The sequence below is a fragment of the Streptomyces sp. NPDC028308 genome (genome assembly GCF_055565855.1).
This window is the reverse complement of the sequence record NZ_JBVHTO010000014.1, coordinates 192069-206179: the sequence shown is the minus strand read 5'-3', so window position 1 is coordinate 206179 and position 14111 is coordinate 192069. Positions and strand designations below refer to the sequence as shown.

The 14111-nt window shown below is 73.8% G+C and carries 10 protein-coding genes; 8 read left to right on the top strand and 2 right to left on the bottom strand.

From position 1 onward, the window contains the following. Positions 1-24 precede the first annotated feature (24 nt). Together ACZ4VA_RS31515 and ACZ4VA_RS31510 are read left to right on the top strand one after the other, a co-directional pair. The gene (locus ACZ4VA_RS31515) at positions 25-1650 is read left to right on the top strand and encodes a phytoene desaturase family protein (protein WP_356165423.1); all 1626 of its coding nucleotides are present in this window, start codon (positions 25-27) and stop codon (positions 1648-1650) included. A gap of 279 nt (positions 1651-1929) precedes the next feature. Then, positions 1930-4215: an FUSC family protein gene (locus ACZ4VA_RS31510; RefSeq protein WP_388905849.1), complete on the top strand. Its 2286-nt coding sequence runs from the start codon at positions 1930-1932 to the stop codon at positions 4213-4215. Positions 4216-4226: 11 nt separating this feature from the next. Here ACZ4VA_RS31510 and ACZ4VA_RS31505 read toward each other — a convergent pair whose 3' ends face one another. Next, positions 4227-5177, bottom strand: a complete 951-nt coding sequence (locus ACZ4VA_RS31505; RefSeq protein ID WP_355790280.1) for a hypothetical protein — start codon at positions 5175-5177, stop codon at positions 4227-4229. Positions 5178-5423: 246 nt separating this feature from the next. On the opposite strand from ACZ4VA_RS31505, the gene ACZ4VA_RS31500 reads away from it, so the two are divergent. The 6 genes from ACZ4VA_RS31500 (at position 5424) to ACZ4VA_RS31475 (ending at position 12454) form a co-directional block, all read left to right on the top strand. Next, entirely contained in the window at positions 5424-8216 is a 2793-nt protein-coding gene (locus tag ACZ4VA_RS31500; protein ID WP_356165419.1) for a SpoIIE family protein phosphatase, read from the top strand. Positions 8217-8546: 330 nt separating this feature from the next. Further along, a complete protein-coding gene (locus tag ACZ4VA_RS31495; RefSeq protein WP_355792755.1) occupies positions 8547-8735 on the top strand; it encodes a hypothetical protein in 189 nt (62 codons plus the stop codon). A gap of 11 nt (positions 8736-8746) precedes the next feature. Then, on the top strand, positions 8747-9457 hold the full coding sequence (locus ACZ4VA_RS31490; RefSeq protein WP_355792752.1) for a hypothetical protein: 711 nt from the start codon (positions 8747-8749) through the stop codon (positions 9455-9457). Further along, on the top strand, positions 9454-10446 hold the full coding sequence (locus ACZ4VA_RS31485) for a DUF6895 family protein (protein ID WP_355792749.1): 993 nt from the start codon (positions 9454-9456) through the stop codon (positions 10444-10446). The genes ACZ4VA_RS31490 and ACZ4VA_RS31485 overlap by 4 nt, the downstream gene beginning before the upstream one ends. Continuing rightward, positions 10443-11363: a DUF6895 family protein gene (locus ACZ4VA_RS31480; protein ID WP_355792746.1), complete on the top strand. Its 921-nt coding sequence runs from the start codon at positions 10443-10445 to the stop codon at positions 11361-11363. The genes ACZ4VA_RS31485 and ACZ4VA_RS31480 overlap by 4 nt, the downstream gene beginning before the upstream one ends. Continuing rightward, a complete protein-coding gene (locus ACZ4VA_RS31475) occupies positions 11360-12454 on the top strand; it encodes a serine hydrolase domain-containing protein (RefSeq protein WP_468083401.1) in 1095 nt (364 codons plus the stop codon). The genes ACZ4VA_RS31480 and ACZ4VA_RS31475 overlap by 4 nt, the downstream gene beginning before the upstream one ends. Positions 12455-12581: 127 nt before the next feature. Here ACZ4VA_RS31475 and ACZ4VA_RS31470 read toward each other — a convergent pair whose 3' ends face one another. Continuing rightward, positions 12582-13943 carry an alpha-lytic protease prodomain-containing protein gene (locus tag ACZ4VA_RS31470; RefSeq protein WP_468083399.1) on the bottom strand — a complete coding sequence of 454 codons (1362 nt, stop codon included), beginning with the start codon at positions 13941-13943 and terminating at the stop codon, positions 12582-12584. Positions 13944-14111: the final 168 nt, after the last annotated feature.

Here is a 14111-nt window from a genome sequence, read left to right as displayed (position 1 = left end):
CGCCCTCGTGAACTGGAGGCAGACATGCCGGACGCGGTGGTGATCGGCGCCGGGCCCAACGGCCTGGTGGCGGCCAACCTGCTCGCCGACGCGGGCTGGAGCGTGGAGGTACTGGAGGAACAGAGCGCACCGGGCGGCGCGGTCCGGCACGACCGCGAGGTGCACCCCGACTACGTCAGCGACGTCTTCAGCTCCTTCTATCCGCTGGCCGCCGCCTCCCCCGTCCTCGCCGGCCTGCGCCTGGACCGCGAGGGACTGCGCTGGAGCCACGCCCCGTACGTGCTGGCGCACCCCCTGACCGACGGCAGCTGCGCCCTCCTCGGTCGCAACGTCGAGGACACCGCCGCCGCCCTGAGCGCGTTCAGTCCCGGGGACGGCGAGGCATGGCGGGAGCTGCACCGGATCTGGCAGCGGCTGCGGCCGGACATCCTCGACGCGCTGTTCACCCCCTTCCCGCCCGTGCGCGCCGGGGCCCGGCTCGCCATGCGGCTGCGCGCGGCGGGCGGACTGCGGCTGGCCCGGTCCCTGGTGCTGCCCGTACGGCGCCTGGGCGAGGAGGAGTTCGAGGGCGAGGGCGGCAGGCTCCTGCTGGCCGGCAACGCCCTCCACGCCGACCTCGCCCCCGAGGCGGCGGGCAGCGGCGGTTTCGGCTGGCTGATGTCCATGCTGGGCCAGACGCACGGCTTCCCGGTGCCGACCGGGGGCTCAGGCGTGCTGACCCAGGCCCTGGTGCGCCGGCTGGAGAAGCGCGGCGGCGCGGTGCGCTGCGGGGAACGGGTCACCGAGGTCGTGGTGCGGGGCGGCCGGGCCGTCGGCGTGCGCACGGCGGGCGGGGAGGCGGTCGCCGCGAGCCGGGCCGTGCTGGCCGACGTCTCCGTGCCGGCGCTGTACGGCGGTCTCGTCGACGAGGCGCATCTGCCGGCGCAGCTGCTCGCCGATCTGCGCCGCTTCCAGTGGGACTTCGCCACCTTCAAGGTGGACTGGGCGCTCAGCGGGCCGGTGCCGTGGACCGCGGAACGGGCGGCGTCCGCGGGCACGGTCCATCTCGCGGACGGCATGGACGAGTTGACCAGGTTCGCGGCGCAGATCGCCATGCACCAGGTCCCCGACCGACCGTTCGCCATCTTCGGCCAGATGACCACGTCGGACGCCACGCGCTCGCCGCAGGGCACCGAGTCGGCGTGGGCGTACACCCACGTCCCGCACCGGATCACCGGTGACGCGGGCGACGGTGGACTGACCGGCAGCTGGGACCGGCGCGAGCAGGAGGTCATGGCCGACCGGGTGGAGGCACAGGTCGAGCGGTTCGCGCCCGGGTTCCGGGGGCTGATCAGGGCCCGCCGCATCCTGGCACCGCCCACGCTGGAGAGCATGAACGCCAACCTGCACGGCGGTGCCATCAACGGCGGCACCACGGCCATGCACCAGCAGCTCGTCTTCCGGCCCGTGCCCGGCACCGGACGCCCCGAGACCCCGGTCAAGGGCCTCTACCTGGCCTCGGCCGGTGCGCACCCCGGCGGCGGTGTGCACGGGGCGCCGGGTTCGAACGCGGCGCGCGCCGCCCTGCGCGGGCACCTCCCCACCGGGCTGACCCGGGTCCAGCGCGTGCTGACGCGCCGCGACCGCAAGGGCGACCGCACCGCGAGCTGACACCCGGACCGGCAACTCCGGGAAGGCCCCGGGTGCCGTACGGGAGCCCGGGTGCCGTACGGGATCACGCCCGGCCCGGCCGCACGGGCCCTCCCCCGCTGCCGTCGAGACCGAGCCGACGTGTCCGCCTTCCGGCGTGTACCCGCGGCCGCCGGGCATCCGTCCGCGGGGCCACGAGCCGCCGCACGCTGGGGGTCCGCCCCCGGGGAGCGGCCTACGCGGTGCGCCGTGACATGCTGGAACTGCTGATCATGACGGCGAGCGAGGACGTACGGCAGGGTGAGGAAAGCGACACGGCCGACCTGGACGGGTACCTGGGACCGCTTCGCGGCGTCCGACCCGGGGCTGCTGCGGCTCATGGCCGGACTGCGGACCGTGGGCGCCATCGCGCTCACGCTCGCGCTGCTGGCCCTGATGGACGCCGACGTGACGCACATGGTGGGCGGCGCCATGGGGGCCATGGTGGCCACCTTCGCCATCCGGGAGAAGCAGCGGCGCGAACAGGCGATCACCCTCGCGCTCGGCCTGCCGGTGTCCCTCGCGGCGGTGTCGCTGGGCGCCCTTCTGAACACCCACGTCGTCGCGGGTGACCTCTTCTTCCTCGCCCTGATCTTCGGCGCGGTCTACAGCCGCCGCTTCGGCGACCGGGGGACGGCGCTCGGGCTCATCGGGTTCCAGGTCTACTTCATCTCCATGTTCGTCCAGGCCGACGCGGAGACGCTGCCCGGGCTGTGCGCCACCCTCGTCCTCTCGTTCGCGTGCAGCGCGGCGGTGCGCTTCGGTCTGGTGGCGGAGACGCCCGAGCGCATCCTGCTGCGGCTGCGGGAGGCCTTCCGGGCGCGCCTGGCCCAGCTGGTGTCCGCGCAGACCGAGCTGCTGGACGCGGGTCCCGACCGGATGGAGAAGGCCCTGGAGGAGGTGCGGCGGCACACCGCCCGCCTCCACGAGACGGCGATGATGATCCAGGGGCGGCTGGAGGAGGGGACCAGCGACAGCACCGCCGCCTCCCACGTGCAGCGCCGGGTCGCGGAGGCCGAGATCGCCGCCGAGCGGCTGGGCGTCCTGCTGCTGACCGCGCGCAGCGCCGAGCGCGCCGACACGCTCACCCTGCATCTGCCCGACGCGCCCGTGCCGGCGCCGGGTGACCGGTTGCGGGCCGAGGACGACATCACGGCGACCCTGCGGCGCGATCTGAACGCCCTGCGCCTGCTGGTCGTCCGGCCCGCCTCCGGCATCGGCGGCACCGCGCTCGCCCACGTGCGCAACCGGCTGCTGTCCTACCGCGACGAGGAGAACCTGCCGCGCGCCCCCGCCGCCGTCCAGGACGTCTTCCGCGGCATCGGCGAGGCGGCGCACTCGGTCCTCGGCCTGCGACTGGCCTTCGACGGCCCGCAGGACGAGTCCGACGACTCCCCGGCCACCACCCGCTCACGCGAGGAGCTGGACGCCGAGGACATCGCGATCGCCGGTGCCGAGGAGAGCGGCCGGGACGAGGACGAGGACCGCACCGGGCTGCGGCGCCCCACCACGCGCGCCGCCGTCCAGGTGGCGGTCGGCTCGGCACTGGCCATCGCGGGCGGCGAGTTCCTGTCCAGCCAGCGCTGGTACTGGGCGGTGCTCACCTGCTGGGTCGTCTTCCTCAACACGGCGTCCACCGGCGAGATCCTCGTCAAGGGCTACCGCCGGCTCCTGGGCACCGTCTTCGGCGTCGTCGCCGGAGTGCTGCTGGCGGGCGTGGTCGGCAACCACACCTGGACCGCGTTCGGCCTCGTTTTGTTGTTCATCTTCGCGATGTTCTTCACGGCGCCGCTGTCGTACGCCCTGATGTCGTTCTTCGTCACGGCGATGCTGGGGCTGCTCTACACGCTCCTGAACACCTACAGCGCCGAGGTGCTCGTGCTGCGGATCGAGGAGACCGCCCTCGGCGCCGTCTGCGGGGTGGTCGCCGCCGCGCTGGTCCTGCCGGTGCACACCGACCGCCGCACGGACGAGCAGCTCGCCACGGTGCTGGCCCGGCTCGGCGACGTCACCGGCGCGGCGGTGGAGCAGTTGAGCGGCGGGCCCGCGCTGGACCTGCTGGACAAGGCCCGCGACCTCGACACGGCCCTGGAGGACCTGCGGGCCTCCACGCAGCCGCTCACGCACCCCATCACCCCGCTGCGCTCCCGCCGGCAGACCGCCCGCTATCTGGTGGCGCTCCTGGAGACGTGCGCGTACCACGCGCGTTCGCTGGCGGCGACGGCGGAACTGCTGCCCCACAGCAAGACCGTCGCGGCCGATCCCCGGCTGAAGGGGGCGGGCCGGCGCATCGCGCACAACATCGACGTACTCGTCGCCCATGTCGAGAACCGGCCCGACGCGGGCACGGTGGAGACCGGCGCGAGCCTCGCGTCCATGCTGGAGGGCGACCGGCCTGGCGAGGCTCCCCGGCACGACCGGGTCACCGGCCGGGTCCTGCGGCATCTTCAGCGGCTGGACGAGGGAGTGGTCGGCCTGGCCCGTCCACTGGGGGTGCCCGTCGCGGCGTCCGACGGGTCCGCCGCCCGCCGGTCCGCCGCGCTGTGAGCACGGGGCCGTCAGAGGCCCGCCCGGTTCCGCGCGTGCTCGAAGGCGGCCAGCGGGTCGCCTCCGCTGTTCCAGGGCCAGGCGGTGACCGTGTTGCCGATGGCCTCGAAGACGGGGGCGGCCTGCTGCCTGCGGTCGGCGGCCATCAGCGCGTAGGCGAGGAGGTTCAGGTCGGCGAGCGTCTTCGCGTGGTGGAAGAACGACGGCTGCGGCCAGGTGTGGTGGGCCCGCTCCAGCGACTCGACGGCCTGCGGGTTGGTCCAGTGGTTGCGGGCCACCAGGGCGTCCACTCCCCCGCGGGCCAGCGCGGCGTTGTACTGCATCACCTGGGCGGTGAGTTCCACCGCGGCGCAGGGCGCGTTGGCCGGCATCCGGGGGCGTACGGAGTCGATGAAGTCGAGCACCTGGACCCGCGAGCCCGCCTCCTCGGGAGAGAGGTGGGCCAGCATGCTCAGGTACGCCTCCCGGTGCCAGCGGTCCCGCGCCAGGATCTCGTTCCAGGCACCGAAGACGTCCGACTGCGCGTAGCGCTCCAGGCGGGCGATGCCGAGCAGCACGACCCACGGCGCGGGGTCCTGAGGGTCGAGGTCCGCCGCCCGCAGGCACTGCTTGGCGGCGGCCGAGGCGTCGGCCAGTCCTCCCGTGCCGCGGCCTCGGACGAGTTCGGACCAGGCGGCGAGGACGAGCGCGCTCGCGTTGCCCGGTTCACGCGTCGCCCAGGCGGACGGCAGATGCGATTCGGACAGGTAGTCCGCGAGGACGGACAGCCGGTGCGCACGCCGGTCCCAGTCGCCCGGGTCCTGTTCGAACAGGCGGGAGAGCTGGGCCACGCACAGGTCCGTCGTGCCGAAGGTGCCGGACCTGGTCGTCGCGCGCAGTGACTTCAGCAGCCTGCCGAGGTCCCCGTCGTCGAGCTCGGGGGCAAGGCGCGGCTTTCTGCGGCGACTTGAGAGAAAAGACATGATCGCATGCTATGAGTGACAAGACCCGCCACAAGGGGCGCGGCACGATCGTTACCGGATGCTGGCCGACGGCTCGCGCCGCCCGCTCGCGGGGCCGCGCACACGAGGGCGCCGGAAGACGCCCGGCGCGGCCGGTGACGGGAGCCGAACGGGCCCGACACGGGTCGTGAGGGGGCGGTGGGGTCGCCGTCCGTCCCCATGTGTGCCCTCTCGCCTCCTGGCGCCCGGCAGTGTAGACATGGGCACATGGTCCGACTATTGGGTCGATCCCGGGCTCGGTCGACCCGCCGGCACGACGCTCCGCGCACCGGGCGTGAGCGCGCTCGCGGAGCGCACGCGCAGCGAGCGCGGCAGGCGCCGCACAGACCGTCCGAGAGGCGGAGCGCGCCGGGCGGCGGGCACGGGCCCGCCGCCGGTCTGCGGTCGGCGCTGAGCGGGCGCAGTGTCGCCGGCCAGGTGTTCGTGTTCCAGCTGGTGATCGTGCTGATGCTGGTCGTCTCCGGGGTGGTGGCGCTGGTGCTCCAGGTGCGCCACGACACCACGCAGGAGGCCCGCAACCGTTCGCTGGCGGTGGCCGAGACGTTCGCCAACGCGCCGGGCACCCTCGCCGCGCTCAGCAGCCCGGACCCCACGGCGATCCTCCAGCCGCGCGCCGAGGCGGCCCGCAAGAAGTCCAAGGTGGACTTCATCGTCGTGCTGAACACGGACGGGATCCGCTACACGCACCCGAAACCGGACCGGATCGGGAAGAAGTTCGTCGGGACCCTCGCGCCCGCGCTGGCCGGCCGCTCCTTCACCGAGGAGGTCAACGGCACGATCGGGCCCCTGGTCCAGGCCGTGGTCCCCGTCGAGCGGCCCGACGGCTCGGTCGCCGGCATGGTGTCGGCCGGGATCACCACCGCGAACGTCGGCGGTGCGGCCGACCGCCAGCTGCCGATCCTGCTGGCCGCCGCGGGGGCGGCCCTGATCCTGGCGACGGCGGGCGCGGGGCTCGTGAGCAGACGGCTGTTGCGGCAGACGCACGGTCTCGGCCCGTACGAGATGACCCGGATGTACGAACACCACGACGCGGTGCTGCACGCCGTCCGCGAGGGCGTGATCATCGTCGGCGGCGAGGGACGGCTGCTGCTGGCCAACGACGAGGCGCACCGCCTGCTCGGGCTGCCCGAGGACGCCGAGGGGCGGCACGTCCTGGAACTCGGTCTCGACCCCGACACGGCGGAACTGCTGGCTTCGGGGCGCGTCGCGACGGACGAGGTGCATCTGGTCGGCGACCGCCTCCTGGCGATCAACCAGCGTCCCACAGACCTCAGGGGCGGACCGGCCGGCAGCGTCGCCACGCTCCGCGACTCCACCGAGCTGCGTGCCCTGTCCGGCCGCGCCGACGTGGCCCGCGAGCGGCTGAAGCTGCTGTACGACGCCGGGCTGGGCATCGGTTCCAGCCTGGACGTGGTCCGCACCTGCGAGGAGCTGGCGGAGCTGGCCGTCCCCCGGTTCGCGGACTTCACCACCGTCGATCTCGCCGAGGCGGTGCTGGACGGCGAGGAACCCGAGACCATCGGCGAGTTGCGGCGCACGGCGTCGTCCGGCATCCGCAAGGACGCGCCCCTGTACCCGGTGGGCGAGCGCATCGTCTTCGTCGACACCTCGCCGCAGGCCCGCAGTCTGCGCACCGGCCAGGCCCTGCTGGAGCCCGACCTCGAGGAGGCGCCGGGGTGGCTCGCCCAGGACCTGGAACGCTCGGCGCAGGTGGTGGAGTACGGGATCCACTCGCTGATCACCGTGCCGGTGCGCGTGGGCCCGCTGGTGATGGGCGTGGTCAACTTCTGGCGCTCCGAGAAGCCGGAGCCGTTCGACCTGGAGGAGCTGGCCCTCGCCGAGGAACTCGTGGCCCGGGCGGCGGTGTCCATCGACAACGCCCGCCGCTACACCCGCGAGCACACCATGGCGGTGACGCTCCAGCGCAGTCTGCTGCCGCGCAACCTGCCCGAGCAGAGCGCCCTGGAGATCGCCTACCGCTACCTCCCGGCTCAGGCGGGCGTGGGCGGGGACTGGTTCGACGTGCTGCCGCTGTCCGGCGCCCGGGTGGCGCTCGTGGTGGGGGACGTCGTGGGCCACGGACTGCACGCGGCGGCGACGATGGGCCGGCTGCGCACCGCGGTCCACAACTTCTCCGCCCTGGACCTGCCGCCCGACGAACTCCTCGCGCTCCTCGACGAGTTGGTAGGCCGCATCGACCAGGACGAGGCCGCGGAGGACAGCAACGCGGCGATCACCGGCGCCACTTGTCTGTACGCCATCTACGACCCGGTGTCCCGGCGCTGCTCCGTCGCCCGGGCCGGTCATCCGCCGCCGGCGGTGGTCGGTCCCGACGGCCGCGTCGACTTCCCCGAGGTGCCCGCCGGTCCGCCCCTCGGGCTCGGCGGCCTGCCGTTCGAGACGGCCGAACTCGAACTGGCCGAGGGCAGCCGGCTGGTGCTCTACACGGACGGGCTCGTCGAGGACCGGGAGCGGGACATCGACGCGGGTCTGCAACTGCTGAGCACCGCCCTGTCCCAGGCGGACCCCTCGCCGGACAACACCTGCCGGGCGGTCCTGGACGCCATGCTCCCGCCGCGTCCGAGCGACGACATCGCCCTGATCGTGGCCGGCACCCGGGCGCTGGGGCCCGACCGGGTGGCCGAGTGGCAGGTGCCGCCCGATCCGGCGGCCGTCGGTGAGGTCCGCGCCTCGGTCACCCGCCGGCTCGCGGAGTGGGGCCTGGACGACATGGCCTTCACCACGGAGCTGATCCTCAGTGAGCTGGTCACCAACGCGATCCGGTACGGCGGCGCGCCGATCCGGGTCCGTGTGCTGCGCGACCGCAGCCTGATCTGCGAGGTCTTCGACAGCAGCAACACCTCGCCCCATCTGCGCTACGCGGCGAGCACCGACGAGGGGGGACGCGGCCTGTTCCTGGTCGCGCAGCTCTCCGACCGCTGGGGCACCCGCTACACCCCGTCCGGCAAGGTCATCTGGGCGGAACAGCCCCTTCCCTGAACGGGGTGGCCGTACGTCACCCGCCCACTTGCTCCGCGCGGCCTCGGCCCGGCGGGGCAAGTGGCGTACGGCAGAGCCCCGTTGAGCGGCATCGAGGGCGCCGGGACCATAGGCCCCCAACGCCCTTTCGCCGCAGACCGGTTCTGCTTTCAATTTTCGGTCGTTCAATCACTTCCTCGCCTTCGCGCGGGTATTCGCCGTCTCCCGGTCGGACGGAATCCCGGATTCCCTTGTCCCCACTGGGCCGGCCCCGTTCCTTTTGCGCATCCGTGCCCGAGGCGTTCAACTGGAAATGGAGAACTACGTATCTCTCGCAAAGGGGATGGTGGTATGTCTTCCACCGAGTTTCTGACCGACGACATCACCGAAGTCCAGGGCATCGACGTAGAGGCGGCGCTCGACCCGGTCGAGGCCGACGGCCAATTCCGCGACAGCCGTGAGTGCGCCGCGCTCGCCCTGTCGTCCGGAGCCGGCAACCTCCTGTTGTCGCCTCCGACGCCGCGGCCCAAGAAGGGCTGACGGGGGAATCCATGGAGCAGTCAGGCACTCCGACCCGATTGTCGGTCGCCGTGCAGGACCTTGCTTCGGACGTGGTCTCCGCCCTTCGGGGCGGGGACCCGTTTCGACTGTCCGGCAAGGTGGCGGCACGCGAGACGACCGAGGCGAACGGCGATCCCGCACTGGCCGCCGTACGGGTCCTCGGCGCCGACGCGCTGCTGCCCGTCGTCCTGCGTCGCGCGCCCGCCGACCCTGAGGACCTGCGGGTCTTCGACCTGGCCGTACGGGCCTTTCCGCCCCCGGCAGACGCCTCCCCCACCTCCGCGTGGAGCCACTGGGCGATGCGGCGGACGCTGACGCGTCTCGACGCGTCCTTCGACGGCGTACCGGAGGATCATGCCGAACCCGGGGCGACGTGGCTGGAGGACGCCTCCTGGCAGGTTCTGACCCGTCAACTCGCCGTGCTGGCACCGCTGGCGGTGCCCGGGGGCGACTGTGCGGTACTCCGCGCGGCCCAGCGGCGCCCCGTCGACGTCGCCCGCGGGTTCGTGCGTGCGGTCCGCCGCCGCGACTGGCTCCAGGCGGCCGGGGCGGGACGCTGGCTGGCCCTCCTCGACGAGGTGCCGGACACCCTTGGACTGGAGACCGGCCTGGAGTTCGTCGCCGGGATGGGGGCCGGCGATCCGCGCGTGGCCCTCCAGGTCCGGGCGGCGCAGCTGATGCGGGCCGGAGCACCGGTGTGACGGCGCACGACGTCCGCGGGGTCGCCGAGGCCGCGCTGGACTGGATCTCCGCCAGCCGCGCGGGGTTCCGGCTCGGCGACGGCGCGCTCGCCCCGGACGGGGACGTGAACACCAGCTGGAAACCGCTCGGTGAGCTCGCCCAGGTGTGCGTGTGCGTGCGCCGGGCCACCGACCCCGCGGACCCGCTGCACCGGACCGCCTCCGACCTGCTCGACTTCGCCTGGCACCAGACGGACAAGGGCGCCCTCTTCCACGAGTTGCAGCACCTCGAACCCTTCGCGACGTACCCGCTGGAGGTCTACGCGGCGTTCGCCTCGGCCGGGCTGCGGCACCGCGGCTACGAGGAGGCCGCCGCGACGGTGGCCCGCACCCGCGGCTGGCGGGTGACGGAGCAGGAGCCCAACCGCAGGCTGAGCGTTCTCAACTCCGAGCGGCGCAGCGGCATTCCGGAGCACGACGGCTTCCCCGAGGCCCTGCGCCGCACCTGGCTCGGCGGCCTCCCGGAGCCCTGGACGTTCGAGCGGGCCGCCGGATACACCCTCACCCACGTGGTCTTCCACCTCACCGACTGGGGCCTGATCCCGCAGGGTCTGCCCCCGTCGGTGGCGACGTATCTGCGGCACTGGCTCCCGCCGTGGCTCGACACCTGCCTGGAGGACGGGCAGTGGGATCTGAGCTGCGAACTGCTGGCCGTGGCGGCGAGTCTGCCGCGGCTGCCCGAGCGGGCGGTGCTCCAGGACGCGTGGACGAGACTCGCGGCGGCGCAGGACGACGACGGCGCGGTGCCCGAGGTCGGCCCCGTCCGGGGCGAGCGGGCGGCGGTCACGGGCTTCGCCGGGTGCTACCACTCGACGCTGATGGCCGCCTTCGCCGCCGTCCTCACCCTCGGCCGCATCGACGGCGACGGGAGCGGAGGCACCGCGGCAGGACAGCACCCCCTCCCGCGGGCGGCACGACCGAACCCGAACGGACAAGGAGCGCCGGGATGACCAGTACCCGTCTCGTCCACACCGTCGGGGTCGGCGCCATCGAGTGGCTGCACGCCCACCGCGACGGCTTCCGACTGGAGACGGACGTCGACCCCGAGGTCGGCTTCCTCGAACGCTTCAAGCCGGTCGGTGAACTGGCCCTGATCTGCAAGGTGTTGTTCCGGGAGGGCGTGGCCGGCTCGCGGCAGGCCGAGCTGGCACGGCAATTGCTCGACCACGCCTGGCGGAACACCCTCGACGGCGGCCGGATGCTGGTCCGCGGACAGCGCACCGAGCCCGTCTCCCCCATCCCGTTCGAGGTGTACCTCCCGTTCAAGGAACTCGGGTACAGCCAGCCCGAGCTGGAGGAGGGCATCCTGCTCAACCACCGGCTCCTGAGCACCGCCGCCTTCGAGATGCCGCCCGTGCGCCGGCTCGGACTCTCCGCGTTCCAGCGCCGCTTCGGGCTCCCGCCCCGGCCGCCGGAGGACGACGTCGTCGGCAGGACGTGGCTGGGCCGCACCCCCGAACCCTGGACCGTCGAGGGGCACATCGCCTACGACATCACGCACACCGTCTTCCACCTCACCGACTGGGGCGAGCGGCCCGAGGCGCTGCCGCCCCGCATCGCCGACTACCTGGCCCTCTGGCTGCCCGTGTGGCTGGACGACTGGCTCGACCTCCAGCGGTGGGACCTGCTCGGCGAACTGCTGGTCGTCGACGCCTGCCTGCCGCACCCCACGCTCGACGAGCGGGCCTGGGAGGGCTTCGCCGCCGCCCAGCAGCCGGACGGCGCGATGCCCGCCGTACGCGCCATGCCGGAGGGTGAGCCCGACGAGGTGTTCGACCTCGTCTACCACCCGACCCTGGTGGCCGCCTTCGCGTCGGTGCTGGCCACGTCCCGCGCGCTGTCGCGCCTGGCGACGGCGCCGGCATGACCGTCCGCCCCGCGCCCTGGCCGGGCGGACCCCACGGCGCCACCGGCACCCCACCGGCGCCGGAGGGACCGGCGGAACCGCCCGTGGACGCGGAGGCGGTCCGGCGGCGGCTCGACGCCGCCGTCGCCGCCGTCGACGCGCCCGACGTCGTCTTCGCGCTGTCCCGGCACGGACACCGGACCGTGCGCTGCGGCGGCACCGCACCGCCGCCACCGGTCCCCCGCGCCGAGCTGCGGTACGAGATCGGGTCGGCCTCCAAGACGTTCACCGGGCTCCTCTTCGCCCAGCTGACCCGCGCCGGGGTCATCTCCGGCGGCGAACCGGCCGCCGCCCTGCTGGACCCGGGCCGCGGCAGGTCCCGGGACCCGGTCACGCTCGCCCACCTGATCACCCACACCTCCGGGCTGCCCGCGCTGCCCGCCGACTTCTTCCTCAGGGCCTTGCCCACCTGGCGCACCAACCCCTACGCGGGCTACCCCACCGCGCGGGTCGTCGACGCGTTCCTGCGGGCCCGGCCACGGCACCGGCCGGGCACCCGCTGGCACTACTCCAACTTCGCCGTCGCCGTGCTCGGCCACGCCCTGGCCGCGGCGACCGCGACACCGTGGGAGGACCTGGTGACGGGCCGGGTGCTGCGTCCCCTGGGGCTGACGGGGGTCGCCCTGCGGCCCGCCGGTCCGGGGACCGACGCCACCGGGCACCGCAAGGACGGCACGACCCGCACGCCGCCGCTGGTCGTCGGCGGGTTCCAGGCGGCCGGCGCCGTCCGGGCCGCCCCGCACGACCTCCTCACGTTCCTGGAGGCCCACTTGGACCCGTCCCGGTCACCGCTGGCGGGCGCGCTGCACGCGGTCCGGCGTCCGGTGCTGCGGCGCGGGTTCGGACACCGGCACACGCACACGGTGGCGTGGTTCCAGCACCCCGCCGAGCACGGGCCGATGTACTTCCACTGCGGGGCGACGCTCGGGCAGCAGGCGTTCCTCGGCTTCCACCCGGGCACCGGCACCGCGCTGGCCGCCGTGTGCACGCGCCGGTTCCGCGCCCGCGACGCCTTCGTGCCCACCGCGTACGCGCTGCTGGCCGAGTCGTAGCGGGCGCACGGGTCGCCGGGACGCCTCCCGCCGCCGTGGGCCACGCCCCTCGAACGCCGGAGGGGCCGGGGTCGCCCGGTCCGTCCGGCGTTCGAGAGGGTGGCGGCGGATCCTCGCGGACGCGTCGTCAGAGGCGCTGCCACAGGGCGGGGGTGAGCGCCGGCTGCCAGGCGCCCTGGGCCTGGTGCCCCTGGAGGCACTGGTAGGTGACGCCGTCGAACTTCACCCGGGTCCCCGTGTCGTAGATCCGGCCCGCCGACCAGCCGCCCTGCTGGCCGTCCTGCGCGGTGGGCGTGCCGGACTGGCCGGTGCTGGTCTTGAGGGTGAGGCCGTACTCGCTGAGCAGCGGGTTGATCGGCTGGTAGAACGTCGTACCACCGCTCTTGCAGTCCCCCGAGCCGCCCGAGGTGACGCCCTGGGCCTGGGTTCCCGAGAGGTACGAGCCGCCGGAGTCGCCCGGCTCGGCGCACACCGTCGTGCGGGTCACGTTCTCGACCGTGCCCTGGGAGTAGGTGACGCTGGTGCCGTGCTCCTCGACCGTGCCGCAGTGCCAGCCGCTGGTGGAACCGGAACGGCAGATGGCGCCGCCCACCAGGGCCTGCACGGAGCCCGCGATCTCGACGTTCTTGTCGCCCTCGCCCTTGACGGTGGCGGTCGCGGTCCAGTCGCTGGTGACGGCCACCCACGACATGTCGTTCTTGGGGAAGACGGACGCCTGGAAGGTCCCCTGCGCCACCTTGTTGAAGCCGGTGGTCTTGGCGCCCTGCTTGCCGCAGTGGCCGGCGCTCGCGAAGCCCTGCTGCTCGCCCTTGGTGACGGAGAAGCCGACGGAGCACCGGGCCTGATCGTCGATGTAGTAGGCGTCACCGCCCCTGACGTCGTGCAGGGCGCGCGGCCGGTCCGGGGACACCTTGACCTCCACGAGACCGCGCTCCACCCCGGCCGCCTTGACGACCGCGTCCGCCGCGGCCTGGCTCGTCGCCTGGAGGACGACCTGGTTGGCACGTACGTCGACGTACCGGACCGGCGTGTCGACGCCCTTGGCGCCGGTGGTGGCGCGGTCCAGCTTCGCCTTCAGGGCGTTGAGTTCCGCGAGTCCCCGCTTGACGACCACGGCCTCGGCGCCGCCCGCCTTGATGGCCGCGACGTCGGCGGTATCGGTGGTCGCGACGGTGAGGTCGGCGGAGGTCGGGCCCTTCACCCAGGCTCCCGCGAAGTGCGTGCCCAGCGAGTTCTGGAGCCGGCCGGCGCGGGTGCCGGCCTCCGCCTCGTTCACCAGGCGGGCCTTGGCCTGACTGCCGGTCAGGCCGAGGTCCCGCTGCAGGGCGCGCAGCAGCGTCGTCGACGGCTTGTCGGCGCCGAGCGTCTGCGCGGCGGAGGGCGCGGCCGCCGGCGCGGGGTCGCCGCCCGCGGTCGCGGACCCCGTCAGTGCGAGCGTGCCGAGCACGGTGAGCGCGGCACAGCCTGCGCCGGCGTATCTGTGGACCATCGATGTCTCCTCCGGTTCGGAGCGAAAGGGCTTCGAAACCGTAGGTTTTGCCGCAAAACGATCAAAAGATGTCTGGTTCGCGTCCGTTCCGCGCATCGGCCGACAGGAAGGGGCCCGCCCGGCGGAGTGCCGAGGGCGCCGCCAGGGCGCCTGACGCTCCGCCAGGGG